The sequence below is a fragment of the Methylobacterium indicum genome (assembly GCF_001043895.1).
Lineage (GTDB): Bacteria > Pseudomonadota > Alphaproteobacteria > Rhizobiales > Beijerinckiaceae > Methylobacterium > Methylobacterium indicum.
Window position 1 is genome coordinate 1 of sequence record NZ_JTHF01000063.1, and the last position, 18,311, is coordinate 18,311.

General features: G+C 71.8%; 14 protein-coding genes and 1 pseudogene. 14 read left to right on the forward strand and 1 reads right to left on the reverse strand.

Translation table 11 applies throughout. The annotated features are described in order from the left end of the window. Nucleotides 1-129: 129 nt before the first annotated feature. The 4 genes from urtB to urtE are packed head-to-tail and all read left to right on the forward strand — an operon-like array spanning nt 130 to nt 4,357. Entirely contained in the window at nt 130-1,719 is a 1,590-nt protein-coding gene (urtB, locus tag QR78_RS07745; RefSeq protein ID WP_048426925.1) for an urea ABC transporter permease subunit UrtB, read from the forward strand. A 2-nt stretch (nt 1,720-1,721) separates the two neighbouring features. Further along, the gene (urtC, locus tag QR78_RS07750) at nt 1,722-2,858 is read left to right on the forward strand and encodes an urea ABC transporter permease subunit UrtC (RefSeq protein ID WP_048426926.1); all 1,137 of its coding nucleotides are present in this window, start codon (nt 1,722-1,724) and stop codon (nt 2,856-2,858) included. Then, complete coding sequence (gene urtD / locus QR78_RS07755; RefSeq protein WP_089504209.1) at nt 2,855-3,646, forward strand: urea ABC transporter ATP-binding protein UrtD; 792 nt, start codon at nt 2,855-2,857, stop codon at nt 3,644-3,646. The genes urtC and urtD overlap by 4 nt, the downstream gene beginning before the upstream one ends. Before the next feature lie 15 nt (nt 3,647-3,661). Further along, nucleotides 3,662-4,357: an urea ABC transporter ATP-binding subunit UrtE gene (urtE, locus tag QR78_RS07760; RefSeq protein ID WP_048426927.1), complete on the forward strand. Its 696-nt coding sequence runs from the start codon at nt 3,662-3,664 to the stop codon at nt 4,355-4,357. Between the two features lie 4 nt (nt 4,358-4,361). Here urtE and QR78_RS07765 read toward each other — a convergent pair whose 3' ends face one another. Beyond that, nucleotides 4,362-5,234: a LysR family transcriptional regulator gene (locus QR78_RS07765; protein WP_048426928.1), complete on the reverse strand. Its 873-nt coding sequence runs from the start codon at nt 5,232-5,234 to the stop codon at nt 4,362-4,364. Nucleotides 5,235-5,333: 99 nt separating this feature from the next. Here QR78_RS07765 and QR78_RS07770 point away from each other — a divergent pair, with 99 nt between their 5' ends. The 10 genes and pseudogenes from QR78_RS07770 (at nt 5,334) to QR78_RS07815 (ending at nt 18,039) form a co-directional block, all read left to right on the forward strand. After that, complete coding sequence (locus QR78_RS07770) at nt 5,334-6,449, forward strand: alkene reductase (RefSeq protein ID WP_048426929.1); 1,116 nt, start codon at nt 5,334-5,336, stop codon at nt 6,447-6,449. A gap of 275 nt (nt 6,450-6,724) precedes the next feature. Further along, nucleotides 6,725-7,321: pseudogene (rimP, locus tag QR78_RS07775) on the forward strand (ribosome maturation factor RimP); the annotation flags it as partial. A gap of 72 nt (nt 7,322-7,393) precedes the next feature. Next, on the forward strand, nt 7,394-9,073 hold the full coding sequence (nusA, locus tag QR78_RS07780) for a transcription termination factor NusA (protein WP_048426931.1): 1,680 nt from the start codon (nt 7,394-7,396) through the stop codon (nt 9,071-9,073). Nucleotides 9,074-9,102: 29 nt separating this feature from the next. Further along, nucleotides 9,103-9,882 (forward strand): RNA-binding protein, encoded by a 780-nt coding sequence (locus QR78_RS07785; protein ID WP_244276483.1) that lies wholly within the window; start codon nt 9,103-9,105, stop codon nt 9,880-9,882. A 115-nt stretch (nt 9,883-9,997) separates the two neighbouring features. Next, nucleotides 9,998-12,997 carry a translation initiation factor IF-2 gene (gene infB / locus QR78_RS07790; protein ID WP_048426933.1) on the forward strand — a complete coding sequence of 1,000 codons (3,000 nt, stop codon included), beginning with the start codon at nt 9,998-10,000 and terminating at the stop codon, nt 12,995-12,997. Between the two features lie 167 nt (nt 12,998-13,164). Next, nucleotides 13,165-13,575: a 30S ribosome-binding factor RbfA gene (gene rbfA / locus QR78_RS07795; RefSeq protein ID WP_089504210.1), complete on the forward strand. Its 411-nt coding sequence runs from the start codon at nt 13,165-13,167 to the stop codon at nt 13,573-13,575. Between the two features lie 220 nt (nt 13,576-13,795). Beyond that, nucleotides 13,796-14,896 (forward strand): tRNA pseudouridine(55) synthase TruB, encoded by a 1,101-nt coding sequence (gene truB, locus QR78_RS07800; RefSeq protein ID WP_048426973.1) that lies wholly within the window; start codon nt 13,796-13,798, stop codon nt 14,894-14,896. 12 nt (nt 14,897-14,908) lie between these two features. Next, the gene (locus QR78_RS07805; RefSeq protein ID WP_048426934.1) at nt 14,909-15,334 is read left to right on the forward strand and encodes an acyl-CoA thioesterase; all 426 of its coding nucleotides are present in this window, start codon (nt 14,909-14,911) and stop codon (nt 15,332-15,334) included. 133 nt (nt 15,335-15,467) lie between these two features. Further along, nucleotides 15,468-16,379 carry a LysR family transcriptional regulator gene (locus QR78_RS07810; protein WP_048426974.1) on the forward strand — a complete coding sequence of 304 codons (912 nt, stop codon included), beginning with the start codon at nt 15,468-15,470 and terminating at the stop codon, nt 16,377-16,379. Nucleotides 16,380-16,503: 124 nt separating this feature from the next. After that, on the forward strand, nt 16,504-18,039 hold the full coding sequence (locus QR78_RS07815; protein ID WP_048426935.1) for an ABC transporter substrate-binding protein: 1,536 nt from the start codon (nt 16,504-16,506) through the stop codon (nt 18,037-18,039). Nucleotides 18,040-18,311: the final 272 nt, after the last annotated feature.

The window sequence follows — 18,311 nt, forward strand, 5'->3', positions numbered from 1 at the left end:
GGATCCCGGATCTCCTTCCACTTCGTTCCAGTCGTCCGGGAAAGGGGCGGGCGCCCAGCACGATGGACGCCACCACCGCCGCCTCGTCTCGCGAGGCAAATACATTCTTCTCCCCCGGACACTGACTGAATGCGCCGCTGCCTCGTCCTACTCCTCGTCGCCTGGTGCGCCGTCTGGGCCCTGCCCGCCGCCGCGCAGACCGGGCCCGACGCCGCCTATGCCCGGCTCGCCAGCGACAGCTATTCCGACATCGAGGCCGGCATCGCGGCGCTCGCCACCAGCGGCGATCCCAAGGCCGGGCCGGTCCTGCGTGCGCTCGCCGACAACCGCCTGCTCTACCGCCCGGACGACAAGGCGCTCGCCATCAAGGACGGCGCCAAGGTGACCGACGCCCGTACTGGCGCCGCCGTGAGCCCCGACGGCCTCAAGCCCGTGCGGGTCAACAACCGGGTCCGCCGCGCGATCGACGCCGCCCTCGGCAGCCTCAACCTGCTCGCCCCCGACGCCGCCACCCGCCGCAACGCCGCCGATGCGGTGTTCAAGGCCCGCGACGCCGCCGCGCTGCCGGCCCTCGACGCCGCGCTCGCCCGCGAATCCGACGCGGGCGTGAAGCGCAGCCTGCAGGAGGCCCGCGCCGCGGCGTTGCTGGCGAAGTCCGGCACCCCTGAGATCGAGCGGCTTTCGGCGATCGACATCCTCCAGGCCCGAGGCGATTCGGAAGCGCTCGGCATCCTGCGCGGCCTCGCGACCGATCCCGCCCAGAGCGTGCGCGACGCCGCCGCCCGCGGCGTGTCCGGCATCGAGACCCGCCAGGCCCTGATCGCGAACGTCCAGAACGCCTGGTACGGCGTGTCGCTCGGCTCGGTGCTGCTGCTCGCCGCCATCGGCCTTGCTATCACCTTCGGGGTGATGGGCATCATCAACATGGCGCATGGCGAGATGGTGATGCTCGGCGCCTACACCACCTACCTGGTGCAGGAGCTGATCCGCCAGAAGGCCCCTGGCCTGTTCGACTGGTCGCTGCCGATCGCGATCCCGCTCGCCTTCCTGGCCGCCGGCGCCGTCGGCGTCCTGATCGAGCGGACCGTCATCCGCCACCTCTACGGCCGGCCGCTGGAGACCCTGCTCGCCACCTGGGGCATCAGCCTCATCCTCCAGCAGGCGGTGCGCTCGGTCTTCGGCCCGACCAACCGCGAGGTCGGCGCGCCCTCCTACATGTCCGGCGCCTTCGACCTGTTCGGCCTCTCGATCACCTGGGGCCGGCTGTGGATCGTGGTGTTCGCGCTCGCCGTCTTCGTCGCCCTCAACCTGATCCTCAAGGCGACCTCCTTCGGCCTGAAGACCCGCGCCGTCACCCAGAACCGCCGCATGGCCGCCGCCATGGGCATCCGCACGCCCTGGATCGACGCCTTCACCTTCGGCCTCGGCTCGGGCATCGCCGGCGTGGCGGGGGTGGCGCTCTCGCAGATCGACAACGTCTCGCCCAATCTCGGCCAGGGCTACATCATCGATTCGTTCCTGGTCGTGGTCTTCGGCGGCGTCGGCAACCTGTGGGGCACGCTGGTGGCGGCGCTCACGCTCGGCGTCGCCAACAAGTTCCTCGAGCCCTATGCGGGCGCGGTGCTCGGCAAGATCCTGCTCCTCGTCTTCATCATCCTGTTCATCCAGAAGCGGCCGCGCGGCCTGTTCGCGCTCAAGGGCCGGGCGGTGGAGGCCTGACCATGCTGCTCTCCCGCATCGACAAGCCGGGCTGGATCTTCCTCGGCGTGCTGGCGGCGGCCTGCATCGCCGTGCCGGCCCTCAACCTGCTGACCGCGCCGGGCTCGGGCCTCCACGTCCCGACCTACGCCGTCTCGCTGATGGGCAAGTACCTCGCCTACGCGATCCTGGCGCTCAGCCTCGATCTCGTCTGGGGCTATTGCGGCATCCTCTCGCTCGGCCACGGCGCGTTCTTCGCGCTCGGCGGCTACGCGATGGGCATGTACCTGATGCGCCAGATCGGCCCGCGCGGCGTCTACGGCAATCCGATCCTGCCCGACTTCATGGTCTTCCTGAACTACAAGTCCCTGCCCTGGTACTGGCACGGCTTCGATTGGTTTCCCTTCGCCGCCGTGATGGTGCTGCTGGTGCCGGGCATCCTCGCCTTCGTGTTCGGCTGGCTCGCCTTCCGCTCGCGGGTGACCGGCGTCTACCTGTCGATCATCACCCAGGCGATGACCTTCGCGCTGATGCTCGCCTTCTTCCGCAACGACATGGGGCTGGGCGGCAATAACGGCCTCACCGACTTCAAGGATATTCTGGGCTTCAACGTCCAGGCGCAGGGCACCCGCGTCGTCTTGTTCGTCCTCACCGCCGTGGCGCTGGCGCTCGCCTATCTCGTCGCCCGCTTCATGACGACCTCGGCCTTCGGCAAGGTGCTCATCGCGATCCGGGATGCCGAGTCCCGCACCCGCTTCCTCGGCTACCGCACGGCGCATTACAAAGTGCTCGCCTTCACCGTCTCCGCCATGATGGCGGGGGTGGCCGGCGCCCTCTACGTGCCGCAGGTCGGCATCATCAACCCGTCCGAATTCGCCCCCGCCAACTCGATCGAGGCGGTGATCTGGGTCGCGGTGGGTGGGCGCGGCACCCTCGTCGGCGCGGCTCTCGGCGCGGTCCTGGTCAACTACGCCAAGACGCTGCTCACGGGCGCGATGCCGGATGCCTGGCTGTTCGCCCTCGGCGCCCTCTTCGTCGTCGTCACCCTGTACCTGCCCAAGGGCATCCTCGGCACCCTCGCCGAGCGCCTCGGGGCGCGGCGGGCCAAGGTGCGCACGGACGTTCCCCCCGCCCTGGCCGAGGAGGGCCGCGGATCATGAGCGCCGCGATGGCTCTGCCCGTTTCCGACCCGGTTCACGAGAAGCGCCTCACCCAGGCCCTGCTCTACGTCGACGACATCAAGGTCACGTTCGACGGCTACCGGGCCCTGCGCGGCCTGTCCCTGACCCTGATGCCCGGCGAGATGCGGGCGATCATCGGTCCGAACGGCGCCGGCAAGACCACGATGATGGATTGCATCACCGGCAAGACCCGGCCCGATACCGGCCAGGTGATTTATGACGGCGTGCACGACCTGACCCGGATGGACGAGGCGGCCATCGCCGAGCTCGGCATCGGCCGCAAGTTCCAGAAGCCGACGGTGTTCGAGAGCCAGTCGGTCGCCGACAACATCCTGCTGGCGCTCAAAGGGCCCCGCGCCGCGACCGCCTCTTTGTTCGGCTGGCGCAACCGGGTCGAGCGGGCGCAGATCGACGCCATCCTGGAGACGGTGGGGCTCACCGCCCACCGGGCCCGGCCGGCGGCCGACCTCTCGCACGGCCAGAAGCAGTGGCTGGAGATCGGCATGCTGCTGGCGCAGGACCCCAAGCTCCTCCTCGTCGACGAGCCGGTGGCCGGCATGACCGATGCCGAGACCGAGGCGACCGCGACGCTCCTGCGGCGTATCGCGAAAGACCACGCGGTCATCGTGGTCGAGCACGACATGCATTTCGTGCGGGCGCTGCAATGCCGCGTCACCTGCCTGCACGAGGGCGCGGTGCTCGCCGAAGGCTCGATCGATTCCGTCTCGGCCGACCCGCGGGTGGTCGAGGTCTATCTCGGCCGCTGAGGATCTTTTTCAGTCATGCTCTCCGTCGAGACCATCGATCTCCATTACGGCGCGGCGCAGGCTCTGCGCGGCGTCTCGCTGAGCGCCGAACCCGGCAAGGTGACGGCCGTGCTCGGCCGCAACGGCGTCGGCAAGACCTCGCTGATGCGCGCCATCGTCGGCCAGCAGCCGGTGTCGAAGGGCGCGGTCAAGCTCGACGGGCGCGACATCAGCCGGCTCGCCCCCTACGACCGCGCCCGCCAGGGCATCGCCTTCGTGCCGCAGGGCCGCGAGATTTTTCCGCTCCTCACGGTCAAGGAGAACCTGGAAACGGGCTTTGCGCCCTGCAAGCGCGCCGACCGCTACGTGCCGGCCGAGATCTACGATCTCTTCCCGGTTCTCAAGGACATGCTGGGCCGGCGTGGCGGCGACCTCTCGGGCGGCCAGCAGCAGCAGCTCGCCATCGGCCGCGCCCTGGTGACCCGTCCCCGCGTCCTCGTCCTCGACGAGCCGACCGAGGGCATCCAGCCCTCGATCATCAAGGATATCGGCCGGGCGATCGACTACCTGCGGGGCAAGGGCGACATGGCGATCGTGCTGGTCGAGCAGTACTTCGAATGGGCCCGCGACCTCTGCGACACCTACGCGGTGATGGATCGCGGCCAGGTGGTCGAGGCCGGGCCGCGCTCGGGGATGGTCGAGGCGCAGGTGCGGCGGTGGCTGTCGGTCTGAGCCCTCACGCCAATCCCCGCTCCAGGGCCGCCAGAAAAACCCGCAGCTTCGGCGGCGCGTAGCGCGCCGTCGGGTAGAGGGCCCAGATCGACAGGTCCTGCGGCTCGGCATCGCCGAGGGCGACGCTGGCGAGGCGCCCCTCCGCCAGCTCGTCCTTGACATCCCAGTAGGACAGGAGCGCGAGGCCGAGCCCGCGCCGGCAGGCCTCGTGCACGCCCTCGATGCTGCTCGACGTGAAGCGCCCCTCGATCCGCACGTTGCGGGATTGGTGGCCCGAGCGGAACGGCCAATGCGTCACGCCGGTCAGCCGCACGCAGTCGTGGGCCGCGAGGTCGGCGAGGCCGGCCGGTGCGCCCCGCGCGGCGAGGTAGGCCGGGCTCGCGCAGAGCAGGCGCGGGTTGGGGGCGAGTCGCCGGGCGATCAGCCCGGAATCCCGCAGAGGCGCGATCCGGATGGCGACGTCGAACCCCTCGCCGACGATGTCGACCACCGCGTCGGTCAGCTGCAGGTCGATGCGCAGGCCCGGCTGGGCGGCGAGCAGCGCCGGCATCAGCGGCACCACCACCTTGCGCCCGAAGGCGGCCGGCGCCGTCGCCCGCAGGAGTCCGGTGGCGCAGAGCTGGCCGGGGCTGAGGGCGGCGCGGGCGGCCTCCTCGGCCTCCAGCATCGCCTGGGCGTAGGGCAGCAGCGCCTCGCCCTCCGCGGTGAGCGCGACCGAGCGGGTGGTGCGGTGCAGGAGGCGGGCACCGCAATCCCGCTCCAGGGCGGCGAGGCGGCGCGAGGCCGCCATCGGGGTCAGGCCGAGGCGGCGCGCCGCCGCCGAGAGGCTGCCGGCGCTCGCCGCCGCCGCCAGCACTGCCAAGTCGCGGGTCTCCATGATTATAACGCGTCCCGTTAAGGCGGCTCCTCCGGCCCGGCACTACACCGCCGCCGCGCGATCGGCCATCTCGGCCCTATCACGCCCGGAGAACCACCCGTGTCGCTTCACGATCCCCTGTTCCAGCCACTCCAACTCGGCGCCCTGTCGCTCGCCCACCGCGTCGTGATGGCGCCGCTGACCCGTCTGCGCGCCCGCCGCCCCGGCGACGTGCCGGTCCCGCTGAACGCCACCTATTACGGCCAGCGCGCCAGCCGCGGCGGCCTGATCATCACCGAGGCGACCGACATCAGCGAGCAGGCCCGCGGCTATCCGGGCGCGCCGGGCCTCTACAGCGAGGAGCAGATCGCCGGCTGGCGCGGTGTCACCGAGGCGATCCATGGCCGGGGCGGGCTGGTCGCGGCGCAGATCTGGCACACCGGGCGCGTCTCGCATTCCTCGATGCAGCCCGGCGGCGCCGTTCCGGTCTCCTCCTCGGCCCGGCCGGTGACCGGCATGGGCCACATGGATGCGAGCGGGCAGCCGGTACCGTTCGAGACGCCCCGGGCACTCGAGGAATCCGAGATCCCCGGCATCGTCGCGGGCTTCGCGCAGGCCGTGCGCAACGCCCGGGACGCCGGCTTCGACGCGGTCGAGATCCACTCGGCGAACGGCTACCTGCTCGACCAGTTTCTCCAGGACGGGGTCAACGCCCGCACCGACCGCTACGGCGGCCCGATCGCCAACCGGGCGCGGCTGCTGCTCGACGTGGTCGATGCCGCGGCGCAGGCCTGGAGCGCCGACCGGATCGGCGTGCGGCTCTCGCCCTGGGGCAGCTTCAACGCCATGCGCGACAGCGATCCCGGCGCCCTGTTCGACCACGTCGCCGCCGCGCTCGGCACGCGGGGCCTCGCCTATCTCCACGTGGTCGAGCCCCGTGCCGACCAGAACAGCGACGTCAACGCCCTCGATCCCGAGGCGCCCGACGCCGCCGCGCGGGTGAAGGCGGCCTTCGGCGGCAAGGTGATCTCCGCCGGCGGCTACGTGCGCGACACCGCCGAGGCGGCACTCACCGAGGGCCGGGCCGACGCCATCGCCTTCGGGCGCCTGTTCATCGCCAATCCCGACCTGGCCGAGCGTCTGCGCCGGGGTGCGCCGCTCAACCGCTACGACCGGTCGACCTTCTACGGCGGCGATGAGCGCGGCTACACCGACTACCCGGCGCTCGCCGGCTGAACGACGTCCCGCCCGCTGCCTCCGTCCGGCCGCGGAGGGAGGCACCGGGCGGCCCGATCGCCGAACGTCTTGCATTTGGCATCCGCCCGGATTATCTCCGCCTCATCAGTTCTGTTCGTGGCCGATGAGGCTGCGGTGCGGGAGTGGGTCCCCCCGGGGCCCGCTCTTTTTTATTGCCGCAAGCCTCCCCGGGCGCGAGCCGAACGCCAGATTGCCTCCCCTCCAAGGGCCCCGTCCCCGGGGAACCTTGGGGACCGCACCACGGCACTGACCTCATGACCGACGCCCCAGACCAGAACCCGGCCGAGAAACGCCTGATCACCGAGACCGGCGTCGCCGCTCGCGTCGCGCAGATCATCGAGCCCGCGATCGAGGGCCTCGGCTTTCGCCTCGTGCGGGTGAAGGTCTCCAGCCAGAGCGGCTGCACGGTGCAGATCATGGTCGAGCGGCCGGACGGCACCATGTCGGTCGACGAGTGCGAGACCGTGAGCCGCACGATCTCGCCGATCCTCGACGTCGACGACCCGATCGGTGGCGCCTACTACCTCGAGATCTCCTCGCCGGGCATCGACCGGCCCCTGGTCCGCGCCGGCGACTTCGCCCGCTGGGCCGGCTACGAGGCCAAGGTCGAGCTGGCGACGCCGCTCGACGGCCGCAAGCGCTTCCGCGGCATCATCCGGGCGCCGCAGGGCGACACGGTGCGGATCGATCTGCCCGACGCCAAGGAGGGCCTGCCCTCCTCCTACGACCTGGCCCTGCGCGACATCGGCGAGGCCCACCTCGTCCTGACCGACGCGCTCGTGCGCGAGTCGCTCCGGCGCGGCTCGGCCCCGCCGCAGGACGATGCGGAGGACGACGAGGACGAGGGCGCCGCCCCGCCGCTCGCTCACTGAAGACGATCCAGCCGAATTTCCAAACACACCAACCCAGGAAGGACTGAACCGATGGCCGTCGTCAGCGCCAACAGGCTCGAACTCCTCCAGATCGCCGACGCGGTCGCCCGCGAGAAGGTGATCGACCGTTCCATCGTGATCGGCGCGATGGAGGAGGCGATCGCCAAGGCCGCCCGCTCGCGCTACGGCGCCGAGACCGACGTTCACGCCGAGATCGACCCCCGCACCGGGGCCCTGCGCCTGTCGCGCCACCTCCTCGTCGTCGAGGAGGTCGAGAACGACGCCCGCGAGATCGACCTGCCGGCGGCCCGCCGCCACAACCCGGCCGCCCAGGTCGGCGACGTGATCTCCGACACCCTGCCGCCGTTCGATTTCGGCCGCGTCGCCGCCCAGTCGGCCAAGCAGGTGATCGTCCAGAAGGTCCGCGAGGCCGAGCGCGAGCGCCAGTACGACGAGTACAAGGACCGCATCGGCGAGGTGGTGAACGGCCTCGTCAAGCGCGTCGAGTACGGCAACGTCATCGTCGATCTCGGCCGCGGCGAGGGCATCGTGCGCCGCGACGAGTCGATCCCGCGCGAGACCTTCCGCCCCGGCGACCGCATCCGCGCCTACCTGTTCGACGTCCGCCACGAGGTGCGCGGGCCGCAGATCTTCCTCTCGCGCTCGCACCCGCAATTCATGGCCAAGCTCTTCGGCCAGGAAGTGCCGGAGATCTACGACGGCATCGTCGAGGTGAAGGCGGTCGCCCGCGATCCGGGCTCGCGCGCCAAGATCGCGGTGATCTCGCGCGATTCCTCGATCGACCCGGTCGGCGCCTGCGTCGGCATGCGCGGCTCGCGCGTCCAGGCGGTGGTCGGCGAGCTGCAGGGCGAGAAGATCGACATCATCCCGTGGTCGCAGGACCAGGCGACCTTCATCGTCAACGCGCTGCAGCCGGCGGAAGTCGTCAAGGTGGTGCTCGACGAGGAGGCCGACCGCATCGAGGTGGTGGTCCCCGACGACCAGCTGTCGCTCGCCATCGGCCGGCGCGGCCAGAACGTGCGGCTCGCCTCCCAGCTCACCGGCTGGGACATCGACATCCTGACCGAGGCCGAGGAATCGGAGCGCCGGCAGAAGGAGTTCGTCGAGCGCACCAACACCTTCATGCAGGCCCTCGACGTCGACGAGACGGTCGGTCAGCTGCTGGCCGCGGAAGGCTTCCGCTCCGTCGAGGAGATCGCCTACGTCGAGCCGACGGAGCTTGCCAACATCCAGGGTCTCGACGAGGAGACCGGCGCCGAGATCCAGGCTCGCGCCCTCGATTACCTCAACCGCATCGAGGCCGAGAACGATGCCCGCCGCATCGAGCTCGGCGTCGCCGACGACCTGCGCGAGATCGACGGCATCACGACCCCGATGATGGTCGCGCTCGGCGAGAACGACGTGAAGAACGTCGAGGACCTCGCCGGCTGCGCCACCGACGATCTCGTCGGCTACACCGAAGGCCGCGGGCCCGAGGCCGTGCGCCATGCCGGCTTCCTCGACGGGTTCGAGCTCTCGCGTGCCGAGGCCGAGGCGATGATCATGGCCGCCCGCGTCCATGCCGGCTGGGTCGAGGCGCCCCCGGTCGAGGAGACCGAAGAGGGCGAGGAGGGCGAGCACGCCGAGGGTGAGGAATCCGAGGGCGAGGCCGCCGAGACCGTGCCGGTCGAGGAGGATGCCGCCGCGACCGCCGAGCGCCAGCCGACCTGATCGGGGAGCGTCGATCCATGAGCGCGACCATGCAGGACGAGACGCAGGATGCGGAGGCGCTGCCGCCGGACGTCCTCGACGCCGGCGTCGGGCGCGGCCGCGCCAACGCGGAGCGGACCTGCCTGGTCACGCGGCAGGCGGGCCGTCCCGACCGGATGATCCGCTTCGCCCTCTCCCCCGACGGCCAGGTGGTGCCGGACCTGCGCGCCCGGCTTCCCGGCCGCGGCGCCTGGGTCACCGCGACCCGGGCGGCGGTGGCGGAGGCGGTGAAGAAGCGCCTGTTCCAGCGCGCCTTCCGCCAGAAGGACGCGCGCGTCGCGCCCGATCTCGCGGATGTGATCGAGGCCGGGTTGCGCGACGACCTGCGTCAGGGCTTTTCGCTCGCCAACAAGGGCGGCTGCGTCGTCACCGGTTTCACCAAGGTGGAGAGCGCGGTGGACAGCGAGACCGGGGTCAAGGCCCTGGTCCATGCCAGCGACGCCAGCGCCGACGGGCGCCGCAAACTCGGCCAGGCATTGCGAAGGCGCTACGGCGATGCCATATCGAGGATCCCGGTGATCGACGACCTGTCCGGTGTAGAATTGGACATGGCCTTGGGCCGGGATCATGTGATACACGCTGCCCTTGTCGCGGGAGCCGGCACTGCCGGCTTGCTCGCGCGTTGGCGTCGGCTCCACGCCTTTCGCGGCGAGGCGGCGACGCCGGGAGCCGCCGGAACGGTGCCGACCGGCACCGACGCGGCGCTTCCGGACGCTGTCCAGGACGATGCAACCGCGTTGCGGACCGGCCCCCCGGAGGCCGGTGGTTGATACGAATCGAATGGGATCGGCCCGGTTGGCGGGTGCGCTCCCGGGAATACGATGGGAGGCGGCCGCCGGGAGGCCGGGTCCCGGGACGGACGAGAACCCCCAGGGTCTGAACTGAATGAGTGAGACGAAGAATCCGGGCGACAAGACGTTGCATACCGGCCCCGCCAAGACGCTGTCGACGAAGCGTCCGATCGAGCAGGGCACGGTCCGCCAGAGCTTCTCCCATGGCCGCTCGAAGTCGGTCGTGGTCGAGACGGTGAAACGTCGCCCCGGCGGCGCGCCGGCTCCGGCCGCGCCGAGAGACGCCGCGCCCAGCCAGGCGCGCTCCGCCCCCCAGGGGCAGGGCCGTCCGGGCGGGTCGCGCCAGGATCGTCCGGCCGCCGCGCGGTCCGGTGTCGTGCTGCGCACCCTGAGCGATCAGGAGCAGAGCGCCCGCATGGCCGCCCTCGTCGACGCCAAGCGTCGCGAGGAGGAGGAGCGCCGTCGCGCCGCCGAGGAGGCTCAGCGCCGCGTCGAGCGCGAGGCCGCCGAGATCCGTGAGCGCGAGGCCGCCGAGGCCCGCAAGCACGAGGAAGAGGAGCGCCGCCGTCAGGAGGACGCCCGCAAGCGCCGCGCCGCCGAGGAGGCCGAGCGCCGCGCCCAGGAGGATGCGGCCCGCAATGCGGCCGCTGCCGCTCCGGCCGCCCCCGCGGCGCCGGCCCCGGCGGCTACGGCGCCTGTTGCCCCGGCTCCGGCTCCTGCCGCCGCGCGCCCGGCCGCTCCGGCCGCCGCTGCCCGTCCGGCTGCTGCCGCGGTTCGCCCGGCTTCGGCCGGTGCCCGCCCGGCGGCTGCCGCAGGGGCCCGTCCGGCCGTCCCGGCCGGTGCGCGTGCCTCGGCGGTGCCCGGTGCCCCCCGCACGGTGCCCAGCGTCGGCATCACCCGTCCGGCCGCGCCCGCCGAGCCGCGCCGCGTCCTGACGGCGGATTCGCGCAAGCCCCGCGACCTGAACTTCATGGCCCGCCCGGCGCCGAAGCCGGAGCCCAAGCCCGAGCCGAAGCCCGAGACGCCCGCGGCCGCCGCCGCGGCGGCGAAGCCGGCCGCCGCCGGTGCGGCGCGCCCCGCCACCGGCCGTCCGGCCGCGGCGGAGGAGGAGGCCGAGACCAAGCGGGTCATCCGCCGTCCCGGCATGCCGCTCAAGGTCATCACCCCGCCCAAGACGCCGAAGTCGCCGGGCGGCGACCGCAACCGCGGCCGCCTGACCATCGCGACCGCGACCTCGGGCGAGGACGAGCGCACCCGCTCGCTCGCCTCGTTCCGCCGCCGCAACCAGCGCCTGACCGGCCACCGCCAGGTGGAGCAGAAGGAGAAGCTGGCCCGCGAGGTGGTCATCCCGGAGACGATCACCATCCAGGAGCTCGCCAACCGGATGAGCGAGCGGGCGGTCGACGTGATCCGCATGCTGATGAAGCAGGGCCAGATCCACAAGATCACCGACGTGATCGACTCGGATTCGGCCCAGATCATCGCCGAGGAGCTCGGCCACACCGTGCGCCGCGTCGCGGAATCGGACGTCGAGGAGGGCCTGTTCGACGAGCCCGATACCGACGACGACACCCAGCCGCGTCCGCCGGTCGTGACCATCATGGGCCACGTCGACCACGGCAAGACCTCGCTGCTCGACGCGATCCGCAACGCCAACGTCGTCTCCGGCGAGGCGGGCGGCATCACGCAGCATATCGGCGCCTACCAGGTGACCTCGCCCTCCGGCGGCAAGATCACCTTCATCGACACCCCCGGCCACGCGGCCTTCACCTCGATGCGCGCCCGCGGCGCCCGGGTGACGGACATCGTGGTGCTGGTGGTGGCGGCCGATGACGGCGTCATGCCGCAGACGATCGAGGCGATCTCCCACGCCAAGGCGGCCGAGGTGCCGCTGATCGTGGCGATCAACAAGATCGACAAGCCCGACGCGAACCCGCAGCGGGTGCGCACCGAGCTGCTGCAGCACGACATCCAGGTCGAGTCGATGGGCGGCGAGACCCTCGAGTTCGAGGTCTCGGCCAAGACCAAGGACGGCCTCGACGAGCTCCTGGAGGGCCTCGCCCTCCAGGCCGAGATCCTGGACCTGCGCGCCAACCCCGAGCGGTCGGCCGAGGGCACGGTGATCGAGGCCAAGCTCGACCGCGGCCGCGGCCCGGTGGCGACGGTGCTCGTCGAGCGCGGCACCCTGCGCACCGGCGACATCGTGGTGGCGGGCGCCGAGTGGGGCCGCGTGCGCGCCCTCGTCGACGATACCGGCCGCAACACCAAGGAGGCGGCGCCGTCCGTCCCCGTCGAGGTGCTCGGCTTCAACGGCACGCCGGAGGCGGGCGACCGCGTCGCGGTGGTCGAGAACGAGGCCCGGGCCCGCGAGGTCACCGAGTACCGTGCCCGCGTGAAGCGCGAGCGCGCGGCGGCCACCGGCAGCGGTGCCGGCCGGACGCTGATGGACATGATGCGCGACCTCAAGGAGGGCGCGGGTCGCAAGGAGTTCCCGCTCGTCATCAAGGGCGACGTGCAGGGCTCGGTCGAGGCCATCGCCGGCTCGCTCGAGAAGCTCGGCAACGACGAGGTGGCGGCCCGCATCCTGCATACGGGTGTCGGCGGCATCACCGAGTCGGACATCACCCTGGCCCAGGCCTCGGGTGCGGTCGTGGTCGGCTTCAACGTCCGTGCCCACAAGGAGGCCCGCGAGGCCGCCGAGCGGGCGGGCGTCGAGATCCGCTACTACAACATCATCTACGACCTCGTGGATGACGTGAAGGCGGCGATGTCGGGCCTGCTCCCGCCGACGCTCCGCGAGGAGCGCCTGGGCGAGGCGCGCATCCTCGAGATCTTCAACGTCTCGAAGGTGGGCAAGATCGCCGGTTGCCGGGTCGAGGACGGCCGGGTCGAGCGCGGCGCGCATGTCCGCCTCATCCGCGACAACGTGGTGGTGCACGAGGGCAAGCTCTCGCAGCTCAAGCGCTTCAAGGACGACGCCAAGGAAGTGGCGTCCGGCCAGGAATGCGGCATGGCCTTCGAGAACTACCAGGACATGCGTCCCCGCGACGTGATCGAGTGCTACATCGTGCACGAGGAGCGTCGCACGCTCTGACGCAAGCCCCGCTGCCATCGGCCGTCCGCCGTCATGGCGGCGGTCCCTGACAAGGATACCGCGAGCCCGGGACGCCAGCGTCCCGGGCTCGTCGGTTCAGATGACAGCCGCGAGGGCCCCTATGGCCGGGAGGCCGCCCCGCGGCCCGGTCCGAGCCCGGAGAGACGATGGTGCGCAAACCCCAGGAATCCGCAGGCCCCTCGCAGCGCCAGCAGCGCGTGGCCGAACTCGTGCGGCACGCCCTCGCCGAGGTGCTGAGCCGCGGCGACATCTTGGATCCGGTGCTGAACCAGCACGTGATCACCGTGCCCGAGGTGCGGATGTCGCCCGACCTCAAGCTCGCCACCGCCTACGTCATGCCGCTCGGCGGTCAGGACGAGCGCCCGGTGATCGAGGCGCTGGAGCGCAACAAGAAGGTGCTGCGCCAGGAGGTGGCGCGCCGGGTGGCGCTGAAATTCGCCCCCGACCTGCGCTTCCGCCGCGACGAGACGTTCGACGAGGCGGCCCGCATCGACGCGCTCCTGCGCAGCGACAAGGTCCAGCGCGACCTCGGCTCCGAGCCGGAATCCGAGGACTAGGCACCGCCCGCCGAATCGGTCACCGGTTCGGCGACGGCCGCAGGGTCACGCCGCTCGACCGGGGGACGCCCGCGATGCGGCCTTCGGCCCACGGGCATCCGGGCCGGTGAACCGGCCCGCCCGGCGACGACTTGAGACACCACACAGGATCGGCTGGGGCGACAAGCGGGCGGCACGTCCCGCGGCGACCGCCATCCGCGAACGGATACGGAAGATGACGATGCACGAGGATCAGCCCGCCGAGCCCGCGCCGCAGGCGACCCGCCCCGCCCGCGAGGACGCCCCGCGCCAGGATGGTCCGCGTCACGAGGGCCAGCGCCAGGATGGTCAACGTCACGATGGTCAGCGCCAGGACCGCCCGCGGCACGACCGGCCCCGCGGCCGCGGCCGCCCGCCGGGCGACCGGCCCAAGCGCCGCGAGATCAGCGGCTGGGTGATCCTCGACAAGGGCGTCGGCATGACCTCGACCCACGCGGTCGCGGCGGTCAAGCGCGCGCTCAACGCCAAGAAGGCGGGGCATGCCGGCACCCTCGACCCGCTCGCCTCCGGCATCCTGCCGATCGCGCTCGGCGAGGCCACCAAGACCGTGCCGTTCGTGATGGACGGCCGCAAGGCCTACGTCTTCTCGGTCACCTGGGGCGTCGAGACCGACACCGACGACGCGGAAGGGCGCCCGGTCGCGACCTCCGACGACCGGCCGACCCAGGAGCAGGTCGAGGCGATGCTGCCGCGCTTCGTCGGCGCGATCGAGCAGGTGCCGCCGCGCTACTCGGCGATCAAGATCCAGGGCGAGCGCGCCTACGACCTCGCCCGCGACGGCGAGGTGGTGGAGCTCGTCGCCCGCCCGGTGCAGATCGACCGGCTGGCGATCGTGGCCCACACCCCCGAACGCACCGTGATCGAGGCCGAGTGCGGCAAGGGCACCTATGTCCGCGCCATCGCCCGCGATCTCGGCCGCGCGCTCGGTTGCTACGGCCACGTCTCGGCCCTGCGCCGCACCCGCGTCGGCCCGTTCACCGAGGACCAGTCCTGCACCGTCTCGGCCCTCGAGGCCGCCGATGCCGAGGCCAATGCCGCGATCCTGCGCCCGGTCGAGACGGCCCTGATCGAGGCCGTGCCGCACGTCCCGGTTTCCCGCGACATGGCGATGCGCCTGATGCGCGGCCAGCCGGTGATCCTGCGCGGCCGCGACGCCCCGACCGAGGGCAAGGCCTACGCGACCTGCGGCGGCGTGCTGGTGGCGGTCGGCGACGTCGAGCGCGGCGAGCTCGTCCCGCACCGGGTCTTCCACCTCGGCGGCACCGCGCCCCGGACCGCCTGAGGGGCTTGCGCGATGACGAACGGGTTCGAGGCCGATCCGCGGGTGCTGTGGAGCGAGGACGTCCTGCGCTACCGCGACACGGACGCCAACGGCCACGTCAACAACGCGGTCTTCGCGGCGTTCTGCGAGAGCGGCCGGGTGCAGTTCTTCGCCACCCACCTGACCCCCTTGCTCACGCCCGACACTTTCTTCGTCATCGCCCGCTTCGTCATCGATTACCGGGCGGAGCTGCACTATCCGGGCCGGGTCCGCACGGCGACCTGGCTCGCCCGGGCGGGGCGCACCTCGCTCGGCTTCCGCCACCGCATCCTCACCGGCGACACGGTGGCGGGCGAGGCGGAGTCGATCTGCGTGCTCCTCTCGAAGGACACGCGGCGTCCGGTGCCGCTCGGCGCGGCGGGCGAGGCGGCGGGGCGGCTGGTGGTCGAGGCGGCCTGAGACCGGCCGCCTCGCGGTGAACCGGTCGCGGCGTCTCTTGCGCCCCCGGCCTGCGCGCGCATAGGTCCACGGTGTTTCCGCGCGGCAGGCCGTCCCGGCCGGCCGCCGGCGACCGCCAGGAGGGGGCGTGCCGGTGCAGCTGCGGGCCCTGATCTACTTCAACGAACTCGCCCGGCACGGCTCGATGCGGCGGGCGGCGGAAAAACTCGGCATCGCGCCGACCGCGATCAGCCGGCAGATCGAGAATCTCGAATACCATTTCGGCGCGCCGCTGGTGGAGCGCGACCCGACCGGGATCCGCCTCACCGCGGCCGGCGAGCTCTTGGCCGCGCGCTCGGCCCGCTCCCTGCGCGAGCTCGACCACGTCCGCACCCTGATCGACGACCTCAAGGGCCTGCGGGCCGGGCGGGTGACGGTCTATGCCAGCGGGGCGGCGGCCTCGGGCCTGCTGGTGCCGGCGCTGGCGGAGTTTTCCGCGAGCTACCCGGACGTGCGCTTCGAGGTGGTGGTGGCGAGCGCCGGGCGCAGCATGCAGGCCCTGGCGGACGGCGAGGCGGATCTCGCCGTCACCCTGTTCACGCCGCTCCGGACCGAGACCGTCGTGCGCGGCCGCGTCGCCATCGAGCACGCCGCCGTGATGGCGCCCGGCCATCCGCTCGCCGATCGCCTGCAGGTCGGCCCGGGCGATCTCCTGGCCCACCCGGTCGCGGTGCCGGACGCGGCCTTCGGGGTCCGACAGGCCCTCGACGCGCAGATGCGGGAGGCGGGCCTGCCCGCCCTCGATCCCGTCTTCACCACCGGCGCCCTCGAGGTCCAGCTCGAACTCGCCCGCCGCGGCCGGGCGGTCCTGGTCCTGCCGCCCTTCAGCGTGCGCCGCGACGAGGCGGCGGGAACGCTGGTGACGCGGCCGTTCCGGGACCTGCGCGTCCGCACCCATCTCGACCTGTCGCACCTGCGCGACCGGCCGCTCTCCTTCGCGGCCGCCAAGCTGGTGGCGGTTCTGGAGCAGCACATGCCGGATTTCCGCGCAGATCGCGAGGTGTAGCGGTTTCGGCTACGGGGTGCGCACCAGATCGCTGTTGCGGCCACACCCAAAATCCTGATCTCCTAGCGGCATCGGCCAGGCCGCCCGGCAGAGGCGGCCGGTGAAGACGCCAACGAGGGGTTCCATGGTCACACGCACGCGCTTCTCCCGCCCGCGCCGCCGCCTTCTGGCCGGTGCCGCCGCCGGGGCCGCCCTGGCGGTCGCGATGCTGGGGCTTCCGGGGCGCGCCGAGGCCGTGCCGCGCACCGACCTCGTCGTCGGCATGCCGGTCGAGCCCCCGGGCCTCGATCCGACCAGCGCCGCCCCCACGGTGATCGGCCAGGTGGTGTGGCAGAACGTGTTCCAGGGGCTGACCCGGATCGACCGCGACGGCAAGGTGCAGCCGCAGCTCGCCAAGAGCTGGACCGTCTCGCCCGACGGCCTGACCTACACCTTCGCGCTCCAGCAGGGCGCGACGTTCCACAACGGCGAGCCCTTCACCGCCGAGACGGCGAAGTTCAGCCTCGACGCGATCCGGGCGCCGGGCTCGGTCAACCCGCAGAAGGCGCTCTACGCGGTCATCGCCGACGTGAAGGCGCCGGACCCGCAGACCCTGGTCCTCACCCTGTCGAAGCCCTCCGGCAACCTGCTGTTCTGGCTCGGCCAGCCGGCGGCGGTGATGGTCGAGCCGAAATCGCGCGACGGGCTGAAGAGCCATCCGGTCGGCACCGGGCCGTTCCGCTTCGCCTCGTGGCGCAAGGGCGACCGGGTCGAGCTGACGCGCAACCCCGATTATTGGGACAAGGCCCGCCCGGTCCATCTCGACAAGGTGACCTTCCGCTTCATCGGCGATCCCCAGGCCGCCGCGGCGGCGCTCCGCGCCGGCGACGTCGACGCCTATCCGCTGCTGCCGGCGCCAGAGCTCTACGGGGCGTTCCAGAAGGACAAGGCCTTCATCGCCGAGCCGGGCCTGACCGAGGCGAAGGTCGTGGCCGGCATGAACAACGCCGAGAAGCCCTTCAGCGACAAGCGCGTGCGCCAGGCGCTGATGATGGCGGTGGACCGCAAGCTCCTGATCGAGGGCGCCTATTCGGGCTACGGCACACCGATCGGCAGCCACTACACGCCCAACGACCTGGGCTACAAGGACCTGACGGGCGTCTACCCCTACGACTCCAAGAAGGCGAAGGCGCTGCTGGCCGAGGCCGGCTACGCCAAGGGCCTGACCTTCAGCTTGAAGTCGCCGCAGATGGCCTATGCCACCCGCACGGCGGAAATCCTCCAGGCGATGTTCGCCGAGGTCGGGGTCACGATGACCATCGTCCCGACCGAGTTCCCGGCGAAGTGGGTGCAGGAGGTGATGCGCGACCGCAAGTTCGACATGACGGTGATTGCCCATTCCGAGCCGATGGATATCGCGATCTACGCCAACGACCCGTATTACTTCGGCTACAAGAACCCGGCCTTCAACGACGTGGTGTCGAAGGCCGCGCAGGCGACCGACGAGGCGGCGCGCCTCAAGCTCTACGGCGAGGCGCAAGAGATCCTCGCCGAGGACGTGCCGGCCCTGTTCCTGTTCGTGCTGCCGAAGCTCAGCGTGTGGCGGGCCAAGCTGACGGGGTTCTGGAAGAACGAGCCGGTGCCGTCGAACGACCTGACCGAGGTGCGGTGGACGGAGTAGGGGGCGGCTTCTGTCGCGTGCGGGGTTCGCCGGGGGATGTGCGCATCCCCTCTCCCCGCGGGCGGGGAGAGGGCTTCGGCGACCTTGTGGTCGACGGAGCGAGGCGGCAGCCGAAGGTGAGGGGGTGTCTCCGGAGGAGTCTCACTCGTCGAGACCCCCTCACCCTCGCCCTACGGGCTCGCTGCATCTCCTGAACGGAGACGCAGCCCTCTCCCCGCCCGCGGGGAGAGGGGGAAACCCGCGTCTCATGCGTCGGGGTTGGCGTTCCTCGC